This window comes from Pseudoruegeria sp. SHC-113, assembly GCF_025376885.1.
In the GTDB taxonomy this organism is placed as follows: Bacteria; Pseudomonadota; Alphaproteobacteria; order Rhodobacterales; family Rhodobacteraceae; genus Pseudoruegeria.
The window spans coordinates 243,531-268,115 of record NZ_JAHUBR010000002.1 but is presented as its reverse complement, the minus strand read 5'-3'; the positions used below and the strand labels follow the sequence as shown (position 1 = coordinate 268,115).

Sequence of the window (24,585 nt, the reverse complement as noted above, 5' to 3'; positions counted from 1 at the left end):
GTTCGACCGAAGGGAGAGGCAGCGAAGAAGCGATTCATGTTTTATCTGAAACGCTCTAGGCAGGCGTAGTCTTTGCCTCGACCGGCTCAACTGTCATGCAGCCGTCATGGTTGCATGAAAAAGAGCCCCTTGCGCGCTGAAAGAGAATTTGACCGTTTGGTCGGAAACGCGCATGTTGGTGGCAATTTCAAAAAGACAACAGAGAGGATTCCCCATGACCAAGACATTCCTGCTGGCCGGCACCATGCTGGCGGGCCTCGTTTCCGTGGCCCAAGCCGACACCCTGCGCCTGCTCACCTGGGGCGGTTACGCGCCCGACGACGTGGTGGCGATGTTCGAAGAGAAAACCGGCCACACCGTCGAGGTGACCAAATCCAACAACGAAGAGATGATCGCCAAACTGCGCGCCACCGGCGGTGGCGGCTTCGATCTGGCGCAGCCCTCGCAAGACCGCATCATGGGCCCGCAAATGGAGTTCGGCATCTACAAGCCCATCGATGTGTCCAAGCTGGATCAGGATCTCTTCATCCCGTCGATGCTGAAAGCCACGATGGCCAACACCACCGTGGGCGGTGATGTGTACGGCGTGCCGCACGTCTGGGGTACTTCGGGGCTGGTGATGAACACCGCCATGGCTGGCGACGTGGTGAAGGATTACACCGATCTCTGCGCGCCGGAAGTGGCTGGTAAGGTCTCCTACCGCCTGAAACGCCCGACGCTGATCGGCTTTGCCTTCGCCATGGGCGAAGATCCCTTCGCCGCCTATGGCGACGAGGCGAAGTACAAGGAAATTATGGGCAAGGTCGAAGCCAAGCTCACCGAGTGCAAGGCCAACGTCAAAACCTACTGGGGTGGCGGCGATGAGCTGATGAACCTCGTGCGCTCCGGCGAAGTGGTGGCCTCCATGGCCTGGGACACCGGCGGCTGGAAGCTCAACGACGACAACGCCGACATCACCTTCGTGGCCCCGGCCTCGGGCGCTCTGGGCTGGATCGACACCTTCGTGCTCCCCGCCAAGGGGCAGGCCGATGATGCGGCCTACGCGTGGATCAACTTCGTGATGCAGCCCGAGATCGCGGCGATGATCACGGCGGCGGCTGGCAACTTCACCGCCTCCGCTGGCGCTGACGAGTTTGCCGAGGACAGCCTGAAAGCCAAGTATCAGGCCAGCTTCCCGCAGGAAGCCATCGACAACATCAAGTGGTATCCGCCGGTTCCGGCTGGCCTTGAAGCCATCGAAGGCGAAGTGCTGGACCGCGTTCAGGCCGCCAACTGAACCAAGTGATGCCTACGGGCGGCTCCCTTTCGGGGGCCGCCCCACACAACGGAAGACCCATGACTCCTGATCTGGAATGCGCCGACCTCGTGAAGCGGTTTGGTGAAACGACGGCTGTTGATAACGTCTCTTTCTCGGTGCCGCCGGGGAGCTTCTTTTCGATCCTCGGGCCCTCGGGCTGCGGCAAGACGACGATCATGCGCATGATCGCGGGCTTTCTGGAGCCCACCTCGGGCGATATCCGGATCAAGGGTGGCTCGGTGCTCGATACCCCGCCCAACAAGCGCCCGGTGAACATGGTGTTCCAGCATCTGGCGCTGTTTCCTATGATGACGATTGCCGAGAACATCGGCTACGGGTTGCGCCGCCGGGGCATGGCCAAACCCGAGATTGCCCGGAAGGTGGATGAGGCGCTGGAGCGCATTGGCCTGCCGGGCATCGGGGGGCGTAAGGTCGATGAGCTTTCCGGTGGCCAGAAGCAGCGCGTGGCGATTGCCCGCTGCATGGTGCTGGAGCCGGATGTGCTGCTGCTGGACGAACCCCTCGGCGCGCTCGATCTGAAGCTGCGCGAGCATATGAAGGTGGAGCTGAAGGCGCTGCAGGCGGCCTTTGACACGACCTTCGTTTACATCACCCACGATCAATCCGAGGCGCTGGTGATGTCTGACCAGATCGCGGTGATGAACGCCGGGCGGTTTGAGCAGGTCGGCACCGGGCAGGATCTCTATTACCGCCCCGAAACCGCTTTCGTGGCGGGCTTCATCGGCGAGAGCAACCGCTGGAAGGGGCGCGTCGAACGCTCCGAGGCCGGCACGCTGCAACTGCGCACCGACAGCGGCCTTGCCATGCGCGCCGCGGGCGCCGGGCTGTCCGAAGGCGCGCCGGCCGAGATCTTCGTGCGCCCCGAGGCGATCCGCCTTGCGGCCTCCGCCGAGGCGCTTTCGCAATTCGACAACCGCCTGCAGGGCACCGTCACCAGCCTGCTGTTCAACGGCGCGGCCTCGCGCGTGCTGGTGCAGGACGGTGTGGGCGAGACGCTGGAAGTCACCCTGCCGCAATCGGGCGAGTTTGCCAGCCTCAAGCGCGGCGATACCGTGCACATCGGCTGGGGCGCGGATCAGGCCACCTGTTTCGGAGCCACCTGATGCGCAACCAGTCCCGCATCGCGTTTCTCCTGTTGCTCACGCCGCTCGTGCTGTGGCTGGGCCTGCTGATCATCATTCCGCATATTGACATGCTGCTGCTGTCGTTGCGCGAGCGGATCAGCTTCGGCGTCTATGAACGCAGCTTCGTGCAATATGAGAAGGCCCTGACAGAGCCGCTCTACCTGCGCACCTTCGCGCGCACGGCGGTGATGTCGGTGCTGGCCACGGTGATCACGCTGCTGATCGCCTTTCCGGTGGCCTATTACATCGCCAAGATGGCCAAGGGGCGGCTGCAGCAGATCCTGTTCATGCTCTGCCTGATCCCCTTCTACGTCTCCGAACTGGTACGCACCTTCGGCTGGATGATCCTGCTGCGCGAAACCGGCATCATCTCGAACCTGCTGCAATGGGTCGGGCTGGCCGATCAGCCGGTGGAGCTGCTCTACACTGACGCCACGATGATGGTGGGGCTTGTTTACACGTCGATGCTTTTCATGGTGGTGCCGCTCGTCACCACGCTGGAAAGCCTTGATGATAGCGTGATCGAGGCGGGCTACGATCTGGGCGGCAGCGGGCTCTCCGTGCTGCGGGAGATCATCATCCCCCACGCCATGCCCGGCATCGTGGCCGGCTGTATCGTGGTCTTCATGCTCTCGCTCGGCAACTACCTGACGCCGACGATGCTCGGCGGGAAAGACAGCCTCTGGTTCACCGAGATGATCTACAACCAGTTCATCGTGCGCTCCAACTGGGAGCTGGGCGCGGCCTTCGGCTTCATGCTGCTGGTGCTCTCTTCGGTGATCGTCTGGGGCATGCTGCGGCTCACCGGCCGCACCCTGAAAGAAACGATGGGGTAGCGCCATGATCCCGACAATCCCCCAATCCCGCGCTTTCCGCGCCGTCTACGGCGGTTATGTGATCCTGTTCTTCATCTACCTCGCCCTGCCGCTCACGGTGGTGGCCGTCTTCGCCTTCAACGACAGCCAGTTCCCCTCGCTTCCGTGGGAAGGGTTCACGTGGAACTGGTTCTTTGGCGACGAGCGCCCGCAGATCGGCGTGTTCCATGAACGCGGCATCCTGCGCGCGGTGGGCACCTCGGCCTTCGTGGCGGCCTGCGTGGCGGCCCTTTCGGTCTTTGTGGGCACCACCAACGCCTTCCTGTTCAACCGCTACGAGTTCCGTGGCAAAGGCCTGCTCTACGTGCTGATGCTGCTGCCGCTGGTGATCCCCGGCATCGTGCTGGGCATCTCGATCCTCGTCTTCTCCTCAACGCTGGCCAATGGCATCTGGGACATCGCTCAGATGGACATTGAGGCCCTGCGACCGGGCCTTCTGCTGGTGATCCTCGGGCAGTTCAGCTTCATCACCACGATCGCCACGCTGGTGATCTCGGCCCGGCTGCAGAAGTTCGACCGCACGCTGGAAGAAGCCGCGCTGAACCTTGGCGCCGATCACTTGACGGCGGTGCGCACCATCACGCTGCCCTTCCTTGCGCCCGCGATCATCGGCGCGGTGGTGGTGGCCTTCCTGATGAGCTTCGAGAACTTCAACACCACGCTGATGCTCGTGGGCTCCGATGCGCCGCTGACCATCGCGATGTTTGACCGGCTGAAAGAGGGCTCCACGCCGCTGCTGAACGCGGTCTCGCTGCTCTTGATGCTGGGCTCTTCCCTGCTGGCGCTGATGGCGGTGCTGTTTCAGCGCCGGACCTAACGGCGCGTTTCGCCGGAGGCAGGGCCGCTGTCGGCGGCCCAGTTCCACGCCAGCGGGGATTTGCGCTTCAGCGCGCCGCTCAGATGCTGGCGCATCAGGTAGGAGGCATCCACCACCTCGCCGCGCTCCAGCAGAGCAAGGATGTCGAGGTGCTCGCTGCATTGCTCCACCAGCCTGTCCCGGTTGACCTCGGCCCGGTATTCCATCAGCCGCCGCATCCGGTTGACCCGCTGCAGTGCCATCAGGAAGAACGGGTTGCGCGAGAGCTTGATGATCTCTTCATGGAAGAGCGCGCCGCTTTGCAGCAGATGCTCGGCGGGCACGGAGTTGATGTCGATCTCCAGCATGTTTTCCTGAATCCGGCGCTGCTGGCTCAGCACCTCGCGATCCAGTTCGAAAGAGGGCTCCAGCATGGCGACCGGCTCGATCGCCATGCGAAAGCGGTAGATCTCGTCAAAGGCTTCCGGCGTCTTGGCGACAGGGAGGAAGCGCCAGCCGTAGCCCTCCTTGCGCTCGGCCCAGCCCTCGCGCGCGGCCCGCACGAGCAGATCGGCAACATGGGATTTCGTCCAGCCGTAGGTCTGGCGCAGATGCTGTTCCGTCACCTCCTCGGGCAGCTTGTCCGTCAGCCAGTCATCGGCAAGCCGCTGGTAATCGGCGCTGTCGGCATCCGGTTCGGACGGCAGGGACTCGAGCAGGCCCTCGGGTAGGGTTTCGGCCACGAAGAAGCCGCGGTTCGCTTGCCGGACGAGCACCCCGGCCTCTTCCAGAGCGGCCAGCGCCTCGCGCACGGGGGTGCGTGAAACGCCGTAGCGGTCGGCCACCTGCTGCGCGCCGACGTGCTGGCCCGGCGGCAGGCTGCCGGCCGTGATCTCGCCGATCAGGCGGGTGGTGATCCGTGTGGCGAGGGGGCTCGCAACCATTGCATCGCATCCTTCTTGAGCCGGGCCTACGGGGGCAGGCGGGCCAAGGCTATGCTGGGGCGTTTGATTTTTTCAAGCCTAAAAACCAAAGATATTGCTTTCTCTGACATGCGACTCAGGCCACTCACGCCGTTTCAGTCGAAGCGGAAAGAGGTTTTCATGACCGCGAGCATCAGCAGAAGGTTTTTTTGAGGGCACCCTATTAAGAAGATTAATTCAATTTTTTCAATGGGAAGAGGGCATGTGGGCAGCGAGTGTATTGCTTTTACCGCCTCACAAATGCAAATCAGTATTGGATTTATAAGCTTTAATATGCAATCAAGCGAGTCGTCAGCGCTGCATGGCGCGACGGAGCACAAACCATCTAGGGAGGATCTTCCGTGTTCATGACATTCAATCGCCTTGGCGCTCTGGCCATCGCCGCGACGCTCGCCGGTGCCACCGGAGCCGCTGCCGAGTTCAAGGCGGAAAACCCGCAGTGCATCGCCCCCTCCAATCCAGGCGGCGGCTGGGATTTCATCTGCCGCACCACGGCGAAATACCTGTTCGATCTGGGCCTCATCGAGGACTCCATGCAGGTGACAAACATGTCCGGCGGCGGTGGCGGCGTGGCCTTTGCCCATGTCACCAAGAAGCGCAACGAGGACAACAGCCTGATCGTCGCCGCCTCCATGAGCACCAGCGCGCGGATTGCTCAGGGCATCTATGCCGGGGCCAAGCAGGACGACGTGCATTTCCTCGCCACCTTCGGCGCGGAATACGGGGCTATCGCCGTGCGGGCGGATTCTGAATACACCTCGCTCAAGCAGATGATGGACGACATCCTCGCCGATCCGAAATCCGTGGGCATCGCGGGCGGCTCCTCGGTGGGCAGCTTCGATCACATCAAGCCCATGCTGGTGGCCCGTGAAGCCGGCCTTGAGGACGTGACCAATCTGAAATACGTCTCATTCGATGGCGGCGGCGAGGCGATGACCGGCCTGCTCTCGGGCGCTGTCGAAGCGCTTTCGGGCGATTTCTCCGAAATGCTGGGCTTCCTTGAATCCGGCGACATCCGCGTGATCTCGATCCTCGCCCCGGAGCGGCTCGCCAACTTCCCCGACATCCCGACCGCCCGCGAAGAGGGCTACGATGTTGTCGGCGCGAACTGGCGCGGCCTCTACATGCCGGCCGGCGCGACTGATGAGTCCAAGGCCTTCTGGTCCGATGCGATCCGCACGCTGACCGAAGATCCGGGCTTCCAAGCCGAGCTTGAAGCCGCGGCGATCGAGCCGTTCAACAACTTCGGAGACGACATGTACAACTTCGTGGCGGGCAGCATCGCGGATGTCGAGAAGCTCTCTCGCGAGATTGGCATCATCCAGTAACAGCGCGGGGCCGGCCGGGTCGTCCGGCTGGCCCCCCACACCCTTCAACGCACATTGGAGAACGCTATGAGTGACCGCATCTTCGGCGGTTTTGGGCTGGCGCTTGCGCTGTTCTACATCTGGGCCGCTTCGATCATCAAAGACAGCTTCATGGTGGACGTGATCGGCCCGCGCGCCTTTCCCTATATCGTCGGCTCGGTACTGGCGATCACCTCGATCTACTTCATCCTGCGCCCGGACGATGAGCCGGAATGGCCCGCCGCACGCGACCTGCTGGAGATCCTCGCCGCCACGGTGGTGATGTTCCTCTACGCCTGGTTCCTGTCGGATCTCGGCTTCATCCTCTGCACCACGTTCGCCACGGCCTATCTCACATGGCGCCTCGGCACCGCGCCGCTCTGGTCGCTGGTTGTCGGCGTGCTGACGGCTGTCGGCATCTATGTGGTGTTCCACCTCCTTCTCGGCCTCGCTCTGGCTGAAGGGCCGCTTGGCTTCTGAGAGGCACATATGGAAACCTTATCTCTCCTCATGGATGGCTTTGCCGTCGCGCTGCAGCCCCAGAACCTGTTTCTGGCTGTGATCGGCTGTTTCCTCGGCACGCTGATGGGGGCCTTGCCGGGCCTCGGACCCGCCAATGGGGTCGCCATCCTGATCCCGATCGCCTTTTCCCTCGGGCTGGGGCCGATCCCTTCGCTCATCCTGCTGACCTCCGTTTACTACGGGGCGATGTACGGGGGGCGGATCTCTTCTATCCTGCTCAACATTCCCGGCGATGAGCCGGCAATGATGACCTGCCTCGACGGCTATCCGATGGCCCGGAAGGGCCAGGCCGGCGAGGCGCTTTCGCTGGGCGGCGTGGCCTCTTTCGTGGGGGCCTTCGTCTCCACCTGCGGGCTTGTGATCCTCGCGCCGCAACTGGTTAAAATCGCGCTGCTGTTCGGGCCGGCGGAGTATTTCGTGCTCTTCACCGTGGCCTTCGCCACCCTTGGCGGTGTGTCGTCCACCAATCAGGCGAAATCGGCCTTTGCCGCGGCGCTCGGGCTTGGGATCGCGATGATTGGCTCCGACAGTCAGACGGGCTCCCAGCGCTTCACCTTCGGTGAGATCCACCTGTTTGACGGCATCGATTTCCTCATCGCCATCGTCGGGCTTTTCGCTCTGAGCGAAGTGCTGATCTTCCTCGAACACCACCGCGGCGGTGCGGTTGGCACCTCGGGCGCCACGAAGGTCGGGCGGATCCTGCCGGATTTTGCGATGATCCGGCGCTGCCTGCCCTCCATGGCGCGCGGCACGGGGCTTGGCTTTTTCTCCGGCGTGCTGCCGGGGGCCGGGGCCTCGCTGGGTTCCTTCCTTGCCTATTCGCTGGAAAAACAGGCGGTTGACCGGGATGGCAAGACCTTCGGCAAGGGCGATCCGCGTGGTGTGGCCGCGCCGGAGGCGGGCAACAACGCCGCGGCCGGTGGCGCGCTGGTGCCGATGCTGTCGCTCGGCGTGCCGGGCTCGGGCACCACGGCGGTGCTGCTGGCGGTGCTGCTGCAGCTCAACATCACCCCCGGCCCGCTGCTCTTCACCAAGAACCCGGATGTCGTCTGGGGCCTGATCGCGGCGCTCTTCGTGGGCAACATCATCCTTCTGCTGATGAACGTGCCGCTCGTGGGCCTGTTCACGCGGGTGCTGCTGGTGCCGACGCGGATCCTGATGCCGGTGGTGGCGATGATCTCCTTCGTCGGGATCTATTCGATCACCGGCTCCACCTTCGACGTGATGCTCATGGTGGCTTTCGGCTTTGCCGGTTGGGTGCTGCGCAAGCTCGACGTGCCGCTGGTGCCGGTGATCCTCGGCATCCTTCTGGGCAACCAGATGGAGGTGAACCTGCGCCGCGCGATGACGATCTCCGACGGCGACTGGCTCATCCTCGTGGGCAGCCCGCTGGCGATCATCCTCTGGCTCGTGGCCATTGCCGGTTTCGTGCTGCCGATGCTCGTTGGCCGCCGCGTGAAGTCCCGCATGGAAGCCCAGCGGCCCGAAGACGAGGTTTCGGTGGGCGATTGAGCCCACCGCCATTCCAAACAGACATCCGGCATCGGCCGGAACAGGAGAAAACACATGCGTATCATGACCTTGCCTTGCGACGGGATCGGCCCCGAGATCATGGCGGCCACACTTGAGGTCGTCGAGGCCGCCAACCAGCGCTTTGGCCTTGGCTTAAGCTTTCACGAAGAAGAGTCGGGCTTCAGCAGCCTGCGCACCCATGGCATCACCCTGCGCGAAGAGGTGCTGGAGCGCGCCCGGACCGAATTTGACGGAGTGATCCTCGGCACGCAGTCCCATATGGATTATCCGCCCGTTGCCGAAGGCGGGCGCAACGTCTCGGCGGGGTTCCGTATCGGGCTCGATCTTTACGCCAACGTGCGCCCGGCGCGCAGTCGCGCCTTCCTGCCCAACAAGGCCGCCGGGATGGATCTTGTCATCATGCGCGAGGCGACCGAGGGCTTCTACCCGGACCGCAACATGTACCGTGGCGTGGGGGAGATGATGCCCGACCCCGACATGGCGCTTTCGGTCCGCAAGATCACGCGGCACGGCTCGCTTCGGATCTGCCGGGAGGCCTTCAAACTGGCCATGCAGCGCAAGCGCAAGGTGGCGGCGATCCACAAGGCCAACTCCTTCCTGATGACGGACGGGCTGTTCCTTGAATGCTTCCGTGAGGTCGCGAAGGAGTATCCCGAGGTGGAAACCGAAGAGCTGATCGTGGACGCCTTCGCGGCGCTGCTGGTGCGCCAGCCGGAAAAATATGACGTGGTGGTGGCCACCAACTTCTACGGTGACATCCTCTCGGATCTGGCCTCGGAACTATCCGGCTCGCTCGGGCTGGCCGGGTCGATCAATGCCAATGCCGAAACCGGCCTCTGCTGTGCTCAGGCGCAGCATGGCTCGGCACCAGACATCGCGGGCAAGAACGTCGCCAACCCCACGTCGCTCATCCTCTCGGCGGCGATGATGCTCAGCTGGCTTGGCGAGCAGCGGGGCGAGGCGCGGCTGATGGAGGCCGGGCAGGCCATCGCCACGGCAGTTGATACCGTGATCGACACTCCAGCCAACCGCACCCGCGATCTTGGCGGCACGGTGAACACCGATGCCTTCGGCACGCTCGTCGCGCAGCAGCTCATGGCGGATGCCGTGGCCGCCTGAGGCCACGCCGCCCACTGCCTCCGTCACTCCCGGCGGGCCTGTCTCCGGGCCCGTCCCTTCCGGTGGCGCCACCTGCACCGTGGCGCCACCGCCCTTGCCGACAGTTCAAGAGCCCAGCCCGCCATGACACCTCCCCGCATTGCCCTGATCCATGCCACCCGTGTGGCGATAGACCCGATCGAAACCGCCGCCCGCAGGCTTTGGCCCGAGGCTGAGACGGTCTCGATCCTTGAGGAGGGCCTGCCTGTGGATCGCCAGAAGAGCGAAAGGCTGACCGCACCGCTGCACGCGCGGATCGCAAGCCTCTGCGCCTACGCCACGGCAGCCGAGGCCGACGGGATCCTCTTTACCTGTTCCGCCTTCGGATCCGCCATCGACGCCGCCGCGCGCGCCGCAGCCATCCCGATCCTGAAGCCCAACGAGGCCATGTTCGAAGCCGCCTTCGCCCATGGGGGGCCGGTTGCGATGATCTACAGCTTCGCCCCCGCCGCTGCCGGGATGGAGGCCGAATTCCGGGAGGCCGCCGCCCGGCGTGGCAGCCCTGCGCGGCTGACGAGCTATTACGCCGAAGGCGCGCTGGCCGCCAAACAGGCCGGGGACGGTGCCACCCACGATCGCCTGATCGCGCAAACCGCTGCCGGGATCACCGGCGCAAGCGTTATCCTTCTCGCGCAATTCTCCATGGCCGCCGCCGCGCCTGCCGTGCGCGCGGTGAAGGATCTGCCGGTGCTCACAAGCCCGGAGGCCGCCATCACGGAGATGCGCCGCCGCGTTGAAACCGGGCAGGAGGTCTGAGCCATGCGGATCGGGGTGATTGCCGATGATTTCACCGGCGCGAGCGACATTGCCAACACGCTGGCCCGCGGCGCGGGGCCCGAGGGTGGGCTCCGCACGGCGCAGTTTTCGGGCGTGCCCGAGGGCCCGGCCTGTGAAACAGTCGAGGCCGGGGTGATCTCGCTCAAGAGCCGGACCGCGCCTGTGCAGCAGGCCGTGGAAGAAAGCCTCGCAGCGCTGCGCTGGTTGCAGGCACAGGGCTGCAGCCAGATCGTGTTCAAATATTGCTCGACCTTCGATTCCACGCCGAAGGGCAACATCGGCCCCGTCTCCGAGGCGCTGGCCAAGGCGCTTTGTGCCGAACAGGTGATCTTCTGCCCCGCCTTTCCCGGCGCAGGGCGGCGGGTGTTTCAGGGGCATCTCTTCGTCAATGACAGGCTGCTGAACGAATGCGGCATGCAATCCCATCCGCTGACGCCGATGACGGATCCCGACATCCGCCGCTGGCTCGCCCGCCAGACGGCGCAGGCTGTGGGGCTTCTGCCTGCACAGGTCGTGGCGGGCGGCGCGACGGCGATCTCGGCGCAGCTGGCAGCAGTGACGGAGCCCTTCCTGATCGCGGACGCAACGAGCGATGCGGATCTTCTGGCGCTGGGGGAGGCCCTCGCGGCGGCTCCGCTGGTGACCGGCGGATCCGGTATCGCGCTGGGGTTGGCGCGCAACCACGTGCGCCAGCGCATGGGCCCGGCCCCCGCGATGGGCCAATTCGGGGTGTCCGGGCCCGCCGCGATCCTTGCCGGGTCTTGCTCCGGCGCGACGCGGGGGCAGGTGGCGCATCACGCCCGCAGCCACCCCGTGCTGGCCATTGATGTGGCGGGCGTGATGGCGGGGGCGGTAACGGCACAGGATCTGGTGGCCTTCTGCCTGGCCCATGAGGGGAAGGCCCCGCTGGCCTATTCCTCCGGCACGCCCGAGGAAGTGGCCGCGCTTCAGGCCCGTTTCGGGCGCGCGGCCGTGGCGGCGCGCTTGGATGCGCTTTTTGCCGAAACCGCGCGGGCCTTGCTCGGCGCGGGCCTGCGCCGGCTCGTGATCGCCGGGGGTGAGACGTCGGGCGCGGTGGCACAGGCGGTGACGGAAGCGCTGCGGGTTCCGGCCATGGAGATCGGGCCGGAGATCGACCCCGGCGTGCCCGTGCTCGGGCTTCAGGGCGGGCCGGGCAACCGGGTGGCGCTGGCGCTGAAATCCGGCAATTTCGGCGCGCCGGATTTCTTCGCCAAGGCCTTGCGGGTGATGGAGCAGGGCGCATGAGCGCGGAAGGTGAACTGCGCGCCCAGATGTCGGCGCTCTGTGCCTCGCTGTTTCAACGCGGCTTCTCCGTGGGCACGGCGGGCAATGTCTCGGCGCGCCTGCCCGACGGCCTCTTGATGACGCCCACCAACAGCACGCTTGGCGCGATCGACCCTGAGCGGATCTCCAAGATCGCTCCGGACGGCATTCTGCTCAGCGGCGATCCCCCCAGCAAGGAGATCTTCCTGCACCGGGCGTTTTACGACACCCGGCCTGAGGCGGGCGCGGTGGTGCATCTGCATTCCACTTGGGCCACGGCGCTCGCCTGCCTGCGCTCTACCGATCCGGACAACTGCGTGCCACCGCTGACACCCTATGTGGTGATGCGGGTGGGGCAGGTGAAGCTTCTGCCCTACGTGCGCCCCGGCGATCCCCGCGCGGGCGAGATGATCCGCGCGCTGGGCGGGGCCTGCGCGGCAGTGCTGCTGGCCAATCATGGCCCCGTCGTCAGTGGCCGCGATCTGTTCTCGGCCGTCTGTGCGGCGGAAGAACTGGAGGAAACCGCCCGGCTCCTCGTGGCGCTTGAGGGGCGCGACACGCGGTATCTGACTGGTGCACAAGTGGCCGAGTTAAACCAGACATTCGGAAGGATCTGACCACGATGAAAACCGCTGACCTGATCGACGCCCATGCGCCTGCGCTGAGCTTTGTCCACCTGCCGTTTCGCCGCTTTGGAACCCGGCCCTTCTTCGCGGGGCCGGTGCAGACGGTGCAATGTTTCGAAGACAACAGCGCCCTGCGGGCCGAGCTTGAAACTCCGGGCGAGGGGCGCGTTCTGGTGGTGGACGGCGGCGGCTCGACCCGCGTGGCCCTTCTGGGCGACATGCTCGCCGGGCTGGCCATCCAAAATGGCTGGGCCGGGGTGATCCTGAACGCCGCCCTGCGCGACAGCCGCGAAATCTCCGCGATGGACACGCTTGTGTTCGCGCTGGGCACGAGCCCTGTAAAAAGTGCCAAGGCCGGATGGGGCCGGGCCGGGGGCACCGTCTCGGTCGGAGGTGTGCGCTTTGATCCCGGCGATTGGGCCTATGGGGACGCCGATGGTGTGTTGCACAGCAAGGTACGGCTTGTCTGACATGGGGGTGTTGCACCGGGACGTGTGCGTTGGGGGCGCGGTGCTCCGGGTCACGGACCTGCCCGCGCTGCTGGGGGAGCGGCTGGCGCATTTGCCCCACAGCCTGCGCTTGCTCTGCGAAAATCATCTGCGGGCTGGCGGGGCTCAGGGGGAGTTGTTGCAGGCTCTGGCCCAAGGGCGCGCCGAAAGCGCCGCGCCGTTTGCCTTCACCTTCCGCCCCAACCGCCTGCTGATGCATGACACCACCTGCACCCCGGCGTTGGCGGATGTGGCCGGTTTGCGCGATGCGCTGGCGGAGGCGGGGGCCGATCCCGCCGGGCTTGCGCCGGTGCTGCCGGTGGATGTCTCGGTGGATCACTCGCTCGCCGTCGATGCCTTCGGCGCGCCGGGGGCCTTCCGCCAGAATGCCCGCAATGAATACGCCCGCAACGCGGAGCGCTACGGCTTCCTGAAATGGGCCGCCGATGCGCTGCCCGGCGTGCGTGTCCATCCGCCTGGCACCGGCATCATGCATACGCTCAACCTTGAACAGCTGGCGCAGGTGCTGGTGGTGCGGCCCGATGGCTCTGCGCACCCGGACATGATGCTGGGCACCGACAGCCACACGCCGATGATCAACGGGATCGGCGTTCTGGGGTGGGGCATCGGCGGGCTGGAGGCCGAGAGCGTGATGTTCGGGCAGGACGTTGCGCTTGCCTTGCCGCGCACGGTCGGAGTCTTTCTGCACGGGGCCCTTCGTGGCGGCGCTTTGGCGACGGATCTGGCGCTGGCGCTCACCCAAAAGCTGCGCGCGCTGGGTGTCACCGGCTGTTTCGTGGAGTTCTTCGGACCGGGCGTCAGCCAGCTTAGCGCCGATGCGCGCGCCGTGGTGGCCAATATGGCACCGGAGTATGGCGCGACCGTCAGCTATTTCCCAGTGGATGCCGAGACGCTTGCCTACCTGCGCCGCACCGGGCGGAGCCACGCGGCCGTGGCCCCCATCGAGCCTGCGTTTCGCGCCATGGGACTCTGGTTCGATCCAGCCGCACGGCCCCGGTTCGACAGAGAAATGGCGGTTGACCTTTCCGCGATCCCCCCGCAGATCGCTGGTCCGCGCCGACCGCAGGACACTTGCGCCCCCGCAGAGGCCGCCCCGCGCGTGGCGCAGGCGCTGGGCCGCGCGCTTGCCACGTCCGCGACCGAGCCCGGCCTGCCCGACGGCGCCGTGGGCATCGCGGCCATCACCAGTTGCACCAACACGAGCGATCCGGCGCTGCTCGTCGCCGCCGGCCTGTTGGCGCAAAAAGCCCATGCACTGGGGCTTGCGCCCAAGCCGTGGGTCAAGACCTCGCTCGCGCCCGGTTCGCCTTCAGCGCGTGGCTTGTTGGAACGGGCAGGCCTGCTCGCACCGCTTTCTGCGATGGGGTTTGACATCGTTGGCCACGGCTGCACGACCTGCATTGGCAACTCCGGAGCACTGCCCGAGGCCGTTGCAGCGGCGCTGGGCGCAGGCAAGGCGGTGGCCGCGATCCTTTCGGGCAACCGCAACTTTCCTGGCCGCGTGCATCCGGCGCTGGATCTGGCCTTCCTCGCATCGCCGCCGCTCGTCATCGCCTATGCGCTGAAGGGCCATATCCAAGGCGACATCCAAAGCGATGCACTGGGCCACGGCCCAGACGGTGCGCCGGTGGTCTTGGCCGACATCTGGCCGAGCCCGTCGGAAATCGCAGCCGCGCTGGCGGAGGGGCAGCGCTCTGAGGATGTGCCCCGCGCCTTTGCCAAGGCCTCCCAGAGCGTTGCATGGGCGGCGGTGGCCGCCGCCGCCGGCCCCCGGTTCGCGTGGGATCCGGCCTCGCGCACCTTGCGCCGCCCTGTCTTTGCCTCGGCGGGGCAGGGCACGCGGCTCGGGCGGTACACCGCGCAGCCGCTGATGGTGCTGGGCGATGACATCACCACCGATCACATCTCGCCTGCGGGCGCGATCGCGCCAGAAAGCCTCGCCGGGCGCTGGCTGATCGAACGTGGGGCGGAGGCAGGGGAACTCAATGTCTACGCGTCTTACCGGGGCAACTGGGAGGTGATGCTGCGCGGGCTGTTCACCAACCGTCTGGTGCAAAACCACCTGCAGCCCGGTCTGGCCCCGAATGAAACCGTGCTGGCGGATGGCCGGGTGCTGCCGCTGTTTGAAGCGGCGCAACGGCTGGCCGCCGAGGGGCGCAGCAGCGTGATCCTTGCCGGCGACCGCTACGGCATGGGCTCCAGCCGGGACTGGGCGGCCAAGGGCGTCGCGCTTCTCGGCGTGCGCGCCATCCTTGCGCGCAGCTTCGAGCGGATCCACCGCAGCAACCTGATCGGCATGGGCATCCTGCCGCTGGAGATCACCGGCAGCTTCCTGCCCGACCGCGCCGGGCTTTCTGCGGGCGATGCGATCCGTATCGACGCATCGGCGGACAGGCTGTCGATGGGTGGGGCGGTGGAGGTGGCGATCCAACGGGCCAGCGGCGCCACGGAGCCCCTGAGCTGCCGTGCGGCAGTGGAAACGCAGCAGGAGGTGGCGCTTCTGCGGGCAGGCGGTGTGCTCCCGGGGATCCTGACGGCGCGGCTGGGCCGCTAGGCCCGCGGCGCTCAGCCGCCTTTCGCGCCCTTGTACCAGCCTTCGATCACCCGGCGGGCCTCACCGTCCATCTCGAAAGCACCCGGCGGCGGCATCGCGTGGCTGGCGGCGGCCTGCAGATAGATCTGGCCCGCGTGGCGCGCCACATCGGCCTCGGTTTCCAGCAGCACGCCCTTGGGCGCCCAGCGGATGCCTTCCCACACCGGCTCGCGCGCGTGGCACATCGAGCAATTGCCGATCACCGTGTCATAGGCGTCGGAAAACCCCGGCGCGGCGGCGAAACGTTCCTCTGCAGGGGTAAGTGCACGAGCCTCGGCCTCGTCATAGCTGCCATGCCCCGGCACGGTGGACAGCCAGGCGATCACCAGCATGATCATCGCCGTCACCGCCCATGTCCACCAGAGCTTCTTGCCCGTGGCATGCATCGTGTTGAAGAAGAGCCGGATCGTCACACCGGTGAGGAAGATCAGGCTGGCGATGATCCAGCTGTATTCCGTGGCGAAGGCGAGCGGGTAGTGGTTGCTCAGCATCAGGAAGACGACGGGCAGCGTGAGGTAGTTGTTGTGGGTGGAGCGCAGCTTGGCGATCTTGCCGTATTTCGGATCCGGCGCGCGGCCCGCCTTCAAATCCGCCACCACGATCTTCTGGTTCGGGATGATGATGAAGAAGACGTTGGCCGTCATGATCGTCGCGGTGAAAGCCCCGAGGTGCAGCAGCGCGGCGCGCCCTGTGAAAATCTGGTTGTATCCCCAGCTCATCGCGACAAGCAGCGCGAAGAGCAGCAGCATCAGTGCCGTGGGCGTTTCGCCAAGCCGGGATTTGCAGAGGAAATCGTAAAACAGCCAGCCGATGGTGAGCGAGCCGGCTGAGATCAGCACCCCTTGCCAGAGCGCAAGCTCGGCCTTGGTGGGATCGAGCAGGAACAGCTCGCCCCCCACCCAGTAAACGATCATCAGAAGTGCGGCGCCGGAGAGCCATGTGGCGTAGCTCTCCCATTTGAACCAGACGAGGTGCTCGGGCATGTTTTCCGGGGCCACCAGATACTTCTGGATGTGGTAGAAGCCGCCGCCGTGCACCTGCCATTCCTCGCCATGGGCACCGGGGGGCAGATGCGGCACTTTCTTCAGGCCCAGATCAAGCGCGACGAAATAGAAGGACGAGCCGATCCAGGCGATGGCCGTGACCACATGCAGCCAGCGCACCGCGAAGGCCACCCAATCCCAGATCACCGCCAGATCATACATCGCTCTCTCCTGCTGTCGCGCGTTCCCGCCAGCCTAGGCGAGGCGGGTTTCTTCTGCTATTGCTTGCCTTTATCAAGCACCATCAAAAATATCGGAAGAATGTCCTACTTCGATAATATCCGCACCTTCGTGCGTGTCTACGAATTGGGCAGCATGTCGGCCGCTGGCCGGGATTTGCGCATTTCCCCGGCAGTCACCTCCTCGCGCATCTCGCAGCTGGAGGAGCACCTCGGGGTGCGCCTGTTCCAGCGCACCACGCGCAGCCTGACGCCCACGGAGCAGGGGAAATCCTTCTACAAAGGCGCAACCGATATTCTGGCGGCGGTGGAAAGTGCCGAGGCCCAGATCGCCGACATCACCGAGAACCCGCGCGGCGCGCTCTACGTGGCCGCGCCGCTGGGCGTCGGGCGGCGGCTGATCGCGCCTCTGGTGCCGGAGTTCCTGCGCCATTACCCCGAAGTGAGCCTGCGCCTGCGGCTCACCGACCGCACCGTGGACCTGACAACCGAGGGGCTGGATCTGGCCTTCTTCCTTGGCGAGCCCACCGACAGCACGCTCCGTATTCGCAAGATCGCCGATGTGGAGCGCGTGCTCTGCGCCGCGCCCGCCTATATCGAGGCGCGCGGCATGCCGGAGGATGGCGCAGCACTGGTGAGCGAGGGGCACGAATGCCTCAACCTGCGCTTTCCCGGCGCGACGGAATTTCAGTGGCGGCTCTCCACGCAGGACGGCCCCAAACGCTTCCGCGTGGCGGGGCGCTATGAGAGCGACGATGGCGACGTGCTGACCGACTGGGCGCTCTCAGGCCAAGGGATCGTGCTGAAACCGCGCTTCGAGGTGGCCGAGCATCTGGCCAGCGGTGCCCTTCTGCCCGTGGCCGAGGCCACGCCGCCGGTGCCGATCCAGATGGCCTGCCTCTTCACCCACCGGCGCGGGCAGGATCCGAAAACCCGGCTTTTCATGGATTTCGTGATCGACCGGATCGCGGACGCGGTGAGGGGCACTTAGCTGCCGCGATAGGTGCTCATGCCGAAGGGCGAAAGCAGCAGCGGCACGTGGTAATGGGCGTCTGCATCGCTCATGCCAAAGCGGATCGGCACCTCGTCCAGAAACAGCACCTCGCCCTCGGCTTGCCCTGTGGCGCGCAGGTAGTCGCCGCAGAAGAACACCAGCTCATAGGTGCCCGTCTTGAAGGCGCTTTCCGGCAGGATCGGCGCATCGGTGCGCCCGTCTGAATTGGTAACCGTTTCGGCGATCTTGCGGTGGCTGTTGCCCGACACGCGGTAGAGCGCGATGCGGATGCCTTCCGCCGGGCAGCCGCGGGCGGTGTCCAGAACATGGGTCGTCAGGTAGCCGGTCATCTCTCTCTCCTACACTGTGCCTGTTTTTAGGGCGCAAATTTACCCGGTTGCGAGCGTTTCGGGGCAGAAGGCTCTTTTTGGCATTATTTGAAAACCTTGGGCGATCTTCTGGTTTATCTTGGGGTAAAACAAGAGGGCAAGACACGTGCAACGCTATCCGCGCGATATGAAGGGCCACGGCGCAGAGCCGCCGGTGGCGCAGTGGCCAAACGGCGCAAAGATCGCCGTGCAGATCGTGCTCAATTACGAGGAAGGTGGCGAGAACAACATCCTGCACGGGGATGCGGCCTCGGAAGCCTTCCTGTCGGAGATCACCGGCGCGCAAGCTTGGCCCGGTCAGCGGCATTTCAACATGGAGTCGATCTACGAATACGGCGCGCGCGCCGGGTTCTGGCGGCTGCACCGGATGATGCGCGATCTGCCGATCACCGTTTACGGCGTGGCCACGGCGCTGGCGCGTTCGCCCGAGCAGGTCGCCGCGATGAAAGCCGCCGGTTGGGAGATCGCGAGCCACGGGCTGAAATGGGTCGAACACAAGGACATGCCGCCCGAGGAGGAGCGCGCCCAGATCCGGGAGGCGATCCGCCTGCATACCGAAGTCACCGGCAGCCCGCCGCGCGGCTGGTACACGGGGCGCTGTTCAATGAACACGGTGGATCTGGCCGCGGAAGAGGGCGATCTGGCCTATGTGGCCGACAGCTACGCCGATGATCTGCCCTATTGGGTGAAAGCGGGCGGCAAGGATCTGCTGATCGTGCCCTATACGCTGGATTGCAACGACATGCGCTTCGCCATTCAGGCCGGGTTCACGGCGGGCGATCAGTTTGAATCCTACCTGAAAGACAGTTTTGACGTGCTCTATGCCGAAGGGCAGGCGGGTGCGCCGAAGATGCTTTCGATCGGGCTGCACTGCCGGCTGATTGGCCGTCCGGGCCGCGCCGCCGCCTTGAAACGCGCGCTGGATTACATGGCCGGGCATGAGGGCGTCTGGTTCGCCACGCGCGAGCAGATCGCCGACCACTGGGCCATAACCCACCCACCGGTTGCCACGGAGCGCCCCTCAGAGATGGACAAGGCCACTTTCGTTGAGGCTTTTGGCGGCATCTTCGAGCACAGCCCGTGGATTGCCGAGGCTGCCCACGATCTGGAGCTCGGCCCCGCGCATGACAGCGCGCTGGGCGTGCATTCCGCGCTGGCCCGCGTGTTCCGCACCGCAAGCGAGGAGGCGCGCCTCGGCGTGCTCACCGCGCACCCGGATCTGGCCGGAAAGCTCGCGCAGGCCAAGCGGCTTACAGCCGAAAGCACCTCGGAACAGGCGAGCGCCGGGCTCGATGCGCTGACAGACGCCGAACGCGCGCGCTTCACCGAGCTCAACGATGCCTACACGGCAAAGTTCGGCTTCCCCTTCATCATCGCCGTGCGCGATCACGACAAGGCCGGGATCCTTGCCGCCTTCGAGCGCCGGATCGCTAATGACCGCGCCACCGAGTTTGCGGAGGCCTGCAGGCAGGTGGAGCGCATCGCCGAGTTGCGGCTCTTGGAGAAGCTGGGCGGGTGAGTGGCGTGATCGTCATAGAGCCGCTCACGGCAGAGGCCTTCGCCCCGTTCGGCGACGTGCTGGATATCGCGGGCGATCCCGACAAGCTCATCAATCAGGGCCTCTGCGGCCGCTACCATGATCGCGCGTCGCTCGATTTTGCCGAGGGCCGCGCGGGCATCAGCCTGTTCAACGCGCAGGCCCGCCAACTGCCGCTGCGCCTTGAGATGGTGGAGCGCCACCCGGAGGGCAGCCAGGCTTTCCTGCCGATGCAGCGCGCGCCCTTCCTTGTCGTGGTCGCACCCGATGACGCCGGCCAGCCGGGCCGCCCGCGCGCCTTTTTCACCGAGGTGGGGCAGGGCGTGAACTACCATCGCGGCACCTGGCACGGTGTGCTCACCCCCCTTTCCCAACCCGCGCTCTTTGCCGTTGTCGACAGGATCGGCAGCGGCGCCAACCTTGAGGAGCACTGGTTCGACACCCCATTCACCATCACAGGTGAAGCCGGACCCGCCAGCTGAATAAGGCGGGCCACCCCAATCAACAGGACAGAGGGAAACAGACATGACAGATTCAACCATCGGAACGCCGGAGGAACTCCGCGATCCGAATTACACCCCGCCGCTGGCCAAGGCGGTGCCGCTCGGCATCCAGCACGTGCTGGCGATGTTCGTCTCCAACGTGACGCCCGCGATCATCATCTGCGGCGCGGCGGGCTTCGGCTTCGGCTCCAACAGCCCCGATTTCCCGCAGATGATCTACATGATCCAGATGTCGATGTTCTTCGCCGGGCTGGCCACGCTGCTACAGACCATCGGCTTCGGCCCTGTCGGCGCGCGGCTGCCCATCGTGCAGGGCACCTCCTTCGCCTTCATCCCGATCATGATTCCGCTCGTCGCGGGCAAGGGGGTGGACGCCATGGCCGTCGTCATGGGCGGCGTTCTGGTGGGCGGCATCTTCCACGCCTGTCTTGGCCTCTTCATCGGCAAGATCCGCTTCGCGCTGCCGCCGCTTGTCACCGGCCTCGTGGTGACGATGATCGGCCTCGCACTGGTGAAGGTCGGCATCCAGTATGCCGCCGGCGGCGTTCCGGCCATCGGCACCGAGGAATACGGCTCGGCCCTGAACTGGACGATGGCCGGCGTCGTGATCCTTGTCACGCTGGGGCTGAAGTTCTTCACCCGTGGCATGCTGTCGGTCTCCGCCGTGCTGCTCGGCCTCGTGGCGGGCTATGTGGTGGCCTTCCTGCTCGGCGAGGTGAACCTCGGCAACGTCGGCCGCGCGGCGAGCTTTGCACTGCCGAACCCGCTGCACTTTGGCCTCGAGTTCAGCGTGGCCGCCATTGTCGGCTTCTGCCTGATGGCCTTCGTATCGGCGGTTGAAACCGTGGGCGATGTGTCGGGCATCACCAAGGGCGGCGCGGGCCGCGAGGCGACCGACAAAGAAATCCAGGGCGCGACCTTCGCGGACGGGATCGGCTCTGCCGTGGCGGGCCTCTTCGGCGCGCTGCCCAACACCTCCTTCAGCCAGAACGTGGGCCTGATTGCCATGACGGGCGTGATGAGCCGCCACGTGGTGACGATCGGCGCGCTGTTCCTGATCCTTTGCGGCCTCGTGCCCAAGATCGGTGCCATCATCTCCTCGGTGCCGATCGAGGTGCTGGGTGGCGGTGTGATCGTGATGTTCGGTATGGTTGTGGCCGCCGGTATCTCGATGCTGTCGGACGTGAACTGGAACCGCCGCAACATGGTGATCTTCGCCATCTCGCTGTCGCTGGGCCTCGGGCTGCAGCTGGAGCCGGGCGCGCTGCAGTACCTGCCGGGCACGCTGAAAGTGCTGGCGACCTCGGGCATCCTGCCGGCGGCGCTGATTGCCATCGTGCTGAACCTCGTGCTGCCGGAGGAGCTTTCCGGTGAAGCGACCGAGGAAGTTTCGGGCGGTATGCAGGGCCATGGCTCCGGCTCGCTGGGCAGCAGCAAGTAGGCTACCGGAAACGACTGGAAGGCGCGTGGGGGCAGCCCCGCGCGCTTTTTTGTTGGTACATTCGCCCCCCCCCCGCCCGACAGGCACTGTCGGGCCGCGCCGTCCCGCCCCCATGGGGCGGCGCGATTGCGCCACCCCGCGGGACGGCGCTACCGTTTTTTCCGATCCCTTACGAATTTGTTGACAATCCAAAGCCACTTTCCGCAGCACGTTGAAAAAGCTACCCTCCGCCCAACACCAGCCCGGAGCCAAGCCATGCCCTATATCGAAAGCCTTCGGGTCTTCACCCGCGTTGTGGAGCTGAACAGCATCACGGCAGGCGGGCGCGATCTGCGGCTGACCCCGGCGGTGGCCTCCAAGCGCATCAAAGAGCTGGAAAAGAAGCTCGGCGTGCGGCTCTTCAACCGCACCACGCGCTCGATCAGCCCGACCGAAGTGGGCCAGCGCTTCTACGAGGAAGCCCGCAAGGTGCTGGAGGCGGTGGACGCGGCGGAGACGGTGGTATCCGAGTTTTCCGACACCCCGCGCGGCGTGGTGCGGGTGACGGCGCCGCTGGGCGTAGGGCGCCGGGTGATCGCGCCGCTGATCCCGGAGTTTGTCGACGAAAACCCCGAGGTGCAGATCCGTATGCGGATGTCGGATCGCAAGGTGGATCTGCTGGCTGAAGGGCTGGACGTGGCCTTTTTCGTGGGCACGCCGCCGGATTCCAGCCTGAAGATGCGCAAGATCGCCGATGTGGAGCGCGTGCTCTGCGCGGCCCCGGCCTATCTGGAACAGGCCGGCACCCCGCAGCGCCCCGAGGATCTGCTCGCCGGGCACAACTGCCTGCTGTTGCGCTTCCCGCGCTCGCCGGAATACTTCTGGATGCTGCAAACCGCGCGGGGGCCGCAGAAACTGGAGGTCTCGGGCCGCTACGATGCAGACGACAGCGACGTGCTGACGGATTGGGCGCTGGCGGGGCGGGGGATCGTCAACAAGCCGCGCTTTGACGTGGCCGATCATCTCGCGGCCGGGCGGTTGGTGGAAGTGCTGCCCGAACACCGCCCGGTGCCCTCGATCTTCGGCTGCCTCTACCCCCACAAGAAGCTGCTGGACCCGAAGGTCCGGCGGCTGGTGGATTTCGTGGTGGCACGGCGCGCGAAGCTGCTGGCTTAACGCCGTGGGCTGAGCCGCAGGGGCATCTGGCGGTTCACGTCCTTGTAGAGCAGGTAGCGGAACTTGCCCGGCCCCCCTGCGTAACAGGCCTGCGGGCAGAAGGCGCGCAGCCACATGAAATCGCCTGCTTCCACCTCGACCCAATCGCCGTTGAGCCGGTAAGCAGCCTTGCCCTCCAGCACGTAGAGCCCGTGTTCCATCACATGGGTTTCAAGGAAAGGGATCACGCCGCCGGGCTCGAAGGTGACGATGGTCACATGCATGTCGTGGCGCAGATCGGCCGGGTCCACGAAGCGGGTGGTGGCCCATTTGCCGTCGGTGCCCGGCATCGGGGTGGGGGCTATGTCCTGCTCGTTCAGGATCAGCGGCTCGGGTGCAGAGAGGCCTTCCGCCGGCTCATAGGCCTTGCGGATCCAGTGGAAGCGCAGAGGCGCATCGCTTTCGTTCTTCAGCGTCCAGTCGCAGGCGGGGGGCAGGTAGGCATAGCCGCCGGGCACCAGCCTGTGCAGCGTGCCATTCACCGTCAAAAGCGCCTCGCCGTCCACGACGAAAAGCACGGCTTGCGCTTCCGGATCGCTTTCCGGCGCATCAGAACCGCCACCGGGGGCGACCTCCATGATGTATTGCGAAAACGTCTCGGCGAAGCCCGTCATCGGGCGCGCCAGAACCCAGAGCCGCGTGGCCTCCCAGCCGGGCAGGTAGCTTGTCACGATGTCACGCATCGTGCCGCGTGGGATCACCGCATAGGCCTCGGTGAAGATGGCGCGGTCGGTCAGGAGCTGATCTTGTCCGGGCAGGCCGCCACGGGGGGCATAGTAGGTGGGGGCGGGCATCGGGGCTCCTTGGCGGGGCAAAGGGACAGGACAAAAGAAACAGAGGCCAACTATGGGCCGCTGGATCGCTCCCTGCCACCGGGATTGCGGCGAAGAGTGCTTTCGAAACCGTTTGAAAATGGCCGCAGATTGCGCTGGATGGCGCAATGCGGCTTTGAAAACACTTGGTGAAACGCCTGCACTGTGGAACCCTTGGCGAAACGGCCCCTGTGCTGCAGGGGCGGCTTTGGCAAGAGGGAGAGAGTTTCATGGGTGTGACTGGATATCTGAACCGGATGGCTTTGGCCGCGGCGGCCTGTGTCGGGCTCGCCTTGGCCGCCCCGCAAGCCGAGGCGCAACCGCTGCCCGGTGAACTGAGCGCCGACAGCTGGCAACACTCGATTACACCGTTCCTGTTCCTGCCGCTCTCTACCACCGGCACCTCGACGATCGACGGCACCAGCACCGATCTGGATCTGGACCTCGGCGATATTTTCGACCTGCTGCAGGGCGCGGCCTCGATCCGCTACGAGGGCTGGAAAGGGCGCTACGGGATCATCGTGGAAGGCTATTGGACGAACCTCGGGCTGGATCAGTCCCTGCCCGGCCCTGCGGTAACCCGCGTGGAAGTGGACGCCCGGCAGGCCTTCGTCGCGGTGCAGGGGGCCTATCGCGTGAACGCCGGCGTCAATGCCGCAGGCCGTCCCTTTGCCACCGATCTGGCCTTCGGCGCCAAGTGGAACCGCCTGAAGCAGGAGGTCACCGGCACTGGGGCTGGCGGTGGCACGGCCACCATCGGCGGCACGGAGGATTGGTTTGAGCCGGTTGTCACGGCGCGCTACTCGGTGGAGATCGCGGACGACTGGATCTTCGGCGCGCGCGCCGAGCTGAGCGGCTTTGGCGTGAACGGCAACGATCTCTCTTACCTCGCGCTGGTCGGTTTCAACTGGCAGAAATGGGAAAACACTTCCCTGCGGTTCGGCTACCAGTTCTACGGGATCGATTTCGCCACCGACCGCCCCGGCGGCCGCTTCGCCTATGACGTGGACCAGCACGGCCCCTATCTAGGCCTGACCTTCAGCTTCTGA

23 protein-coding genes are annotated in these 24,585 nt (G+C 65.5%); 19 read left to right on the top strand and 4 right to left on the bottom strand.

Annotated elements, in window-relative coordinates:
- The first annotated feature begins 214 nt into the window (after positions 1–214).
- Genes KVX96_RS16160 through KVX96_RS16145 form a run of 4 tightly spaced genes read left to right on the top strand, consistent with a single transcriptional unit; the run spans position 215 to position 4,134 of the window.
- The gene (locus KVX96_RS16160) at positions 215–1,276 is read left to right on the top strand and encodes an extracellular solute-binding protein (RefSeq protein ID WP_261195763.1); all 1,062 of its coding nucleotides are present in this window, start codon (positions 215–217) and stop codon (positions 1,274–1,276) included.
- 59 nt (positions 1,277–1,335) lie between these two features.
- Positions 1,336–2,421, top strand: coding sequence for an ABC transporter ATP-binding protein (locus KVX96_RS16155; protein ID WP_261195761.1), 1,086 nt, complete (start codon positions 1,336–1,338; stop codon positions 2,419–2,421).
- Positions 2,421–3,278, top strand: coding sequence for an ABC transporter permease (locus KVX96_RS16150; protein WP_261195759.1), 858 nt, complete (start codon positions 2,421–2,423; stop codon positions 3,276–3,278). Before KVX96_RS16155 ends, KVX96_RS16150 begins: the two co-directional genes overlap by 1 nt.
- Positions 3,279–3,282: 4 nt before the next feature.
- Positions 3,283–4,134, top strand: coding sequence for an ABC transporter permease (locus tag KVX96_RS16145; RefSeq protein WP_261195758.1), 852 nt, complete (start codon positions 3,283–3,285; stop codon positions 4,132–4,134).
- Here the strand turns inward: KVX96_RS16145 and KVX96_RS16140 are convergent.
- Entirely contained in the window at positions 4,131–5,057 is a 927-nt protein-coding gene (locus KVX96_RS16140) for a GntR family transcriptional regulator (protein WP_261195756.1), read from the bottom strand. The genes KVX96_RS16145 and KVX96_RS16140 overlap by 4 nt on opposite strands.
- Positions 5,058–5,443: 386 nt before the next feature.
- Between KVX96_RS16140 and KVX96_RS16135 the strand changes: the two genes are divergently transcribed.
- The 9 genes from KVX96_RS16135 (at position 5,444) to acnA (ending at position 15,405) form a co-directional block, all read left to right on the top strand.
- Positions 5,444–6,424: a Bug family tripartite tricarboxylate transporter substrate binding protein gene (locus KVX96_RS16135; protein ID WP_261195754.1), complete on the top strand. Its 981-nt coding sequence runs from the start codon at positions 5,444–5,446 to the stop codon at positions 6,422–6,424.
- A gap of 66 nt (positions 6,425–6,490) precedes the next feature.
- On the top strand, positions 6,491–6,922 hold the full coding sequence (locus KVX96_RS16130; protein ID WP_261195753.1) for a tripartite tricarboxylate transporter TctB family protein: 432 nt from the start codon (positions 6,491–6,493) through the stop codon (positions 6,920–6,922).
- Between the two features lie 9 nt (positions 6,923–6,931).
- Complete coding sequence (locus tag KVX96_RS16125) at positions 6,932–8,476, top strand: tripartite tricarboxylate transporter permease (RefSeq protein ID WP_261195752.1); 1,545 nt, start codon at positions 6,932–6,934, stop codon at positions 8,474–8,476.
- Between the two features lie 54 nt (positions 8,477–8,530).
- Positions 8,531–9,616, top strand: a complete 1,086-nt coding sequence (locus KVX96_RS16120) for an isocitrate/isopropylmalate dehydrogenase family protein (protein ID WP_261195751.1) — start codon at positions 8,531–8,533, stop codon at positions 9,614–9,616.
- Between the two features lie 123 nt (positions 9,617–9,739).
- Entirely contained in the window at positions 9,740–10,411 is a 672-nt protein-coding gene (locus KVX96_RS16115; protein WP_261195750.1) for an aspartate/glutamate racemase family protein, read from the top strand.
- Between the two features lie 3 nt (positions 10,412–10,414).
- Complete coding sequence (otnK, locus tag KVX96_RS16110) at positions 10,415–11,698, top strand: 3-oxo-tetronate kinase (RefSeq protein WP_261195749.1); 1,284 nt, start codon at positions 10,415–10,417, stop codon at positions 11,696–11,698.
- Positions 11,695–12,333: a 3-oxo-tetronate 4-phosphate decarboxylase gene (otnC, locus tag KVX96_RS16105; protein WP_261195748.1), complete on the top strand. Its 639-nt coding sequence runs from the start codon at positions 11,695–11,697 to the stop codon at positions 12,331–12,333. The genes otnK and otnC overlap by 4 nt, the downstream gene beginning before the upstream one ends.
- Before the next feature lie 5 nt (positions 12,334–12,338).
- Positions 12,339–12,812: a ribonuclease E activity regulator RraA gene (rraA, locus tag KVX96_RS16100; RefSeq protein ID WP_261195747.1), complete on the top strand. Its 474-nt coding sequence runs from the start codon at positions 12,339–12,341 to the stop codon at positions 12,810–12,812.
- 40 nt (positions 12,813–12,852) lie between these two features.
- Positions 12,853–15,405: an aconitate hydratase AcnA gene (gene acnA / locus KVX96_RS16095; protein ID WP_261195746.1), complete on the top strand. Its 2,553-nt coding sequence runs from the start codon at positions 12,853–12,855 to the stop codon at positions 15,403–15,405.
- An 11-nt stretch (positions 15,406–15,416) separates the two neighbouring features.
- On the opposite strand, the gene KVX96_RS16090 is transcribed toward acnA, so the two are convergent.
- Entirely contained in the window at positions 15,417–16,649 is a 1,233-nt protein-coding gene (locus KVX96_RS16090; RefSeq protein ID WP_261195744.1) for a urate hydroxylase PuuD, read from the bottom strand.
- A gap of 99 nt (positions 16,650–16,748) precedes the next feature.
- Here KVX96_RS16090 and KVX96_RS16085 point away from each other — a divergent pair, with 99 nt between their 5' ends.
- Positions 16,749–17,657: a LysR family transcriptional regulator gene (locus KVX96_RS16085; RefSeq protein ID WP_261195743.1), complete on the top strand. Its 909-nt coding sequence runs from the start codon at positions 16,749–16,751 to the stop codon at positions 17,655–17,657.
- Here the strand turns inward: KVX96_RS16085 and uraH are convergent.
- Entirely contained in the window at positions 17,654–18,010 is a 357-nt protein-coding gene (uraH, locus tag KVX96_RS16080) for a hydroxyisourate hydrolase (protein ID WP_261195742.1), read from the bottom strand. The genes KVX96_RS16085 and uraH overlap by 4 nt on opposite strands.
- A 145-nt stretch (positions 18,011–18,155) precedes the next feature.
- Here uraH and puuE point away from each other — a divergent pair, with 145 nt between their 5' ends.
- From puuE to KVX96_RS16060, 4 genes are all read left to right on the top strand, one after another.
- Positions 18,156–19,568 (top strand): allantoinase PuuE, encoded by a 1,413-nt coding sequence (gene puuE, locus KVX96_RS16075; protein ID WP_261195741.1) that lies wholly within the window; start codon positions 18,156–18,158, stop codon positions 19,566–19,568.
- Positions 19,565–20,068 carry an ureidoglycolate lyase gene (locus KVX96_RS16070; RefSeq protein ID WP_261195740.1) on the top strand — a complete coding sequence of 168 codons (504 nt, stop codon included), beginning with the start codon at positions 19,565–19,567 and terminating at the stop codon, positions 20,066–20,068. The genes puuE and KVX96_RS16070 overlap by 4 nt, the downstream gene beginning before the upstream one ends.
- 43 nt (positions 20,069–20,111) lie before the next feature.
- Positions 20,112–21,530 (top strand): uracil-xanthine permease family protein, encoded by a 1,419-nt coding sequence (locus KVX96_RS16065; RefSeq protein WP_261195739.1) that lies wholly within the window; start codon positions 20,112–20,114, stop codon positions 21,528–21,530.
- Between the two features lie 255 nt (positions 21,531–21,785).
- Positions 21,786–22,685, top strand: a complete 900-nt coding sequence (locus tag KVX96_RS16060) for a LysR family transcriptional regulator (protein WP_261195738.1) — start codon at positions 21,786–21,788, stop codon at positions 22,683–22,685.
- Here the strand turns inward: KVX96_RS16060 and KVX96_RS16055 are convergent.
- Positions 22,682–23,518 (bottom strand): bifunctional allantoicase/(S)-ureidoglycine aminohydrolase, encoded by an 837-nt coding sequence (locus KVX96_RS16055; RefSeq protein WP_261195737.1) that lies wholly within the window; start codon positions 23,516–23,518, stop codon positions 22,682–22,684. The two genes, KVX96_RS16060 and KVX96_RS16055, sit on opposite strands and share 4 nt — an antisense overlap.
- Before the next feature lie 248 nt (positions 23,519–23,766).
- On the opposite strand from KVX96_RS16055, the gene KVX96_RS16050 reads away from it, so the two are divergent.
- Positions 23,767–24,585, top strand: coding sequence for a hypothetical protein (locus KVX96_RS16050; RefSeq protein WP_261195736.1), 819 nt, complete (start codon positions 23,767–23,769; stop codon positions 24,583–24,585).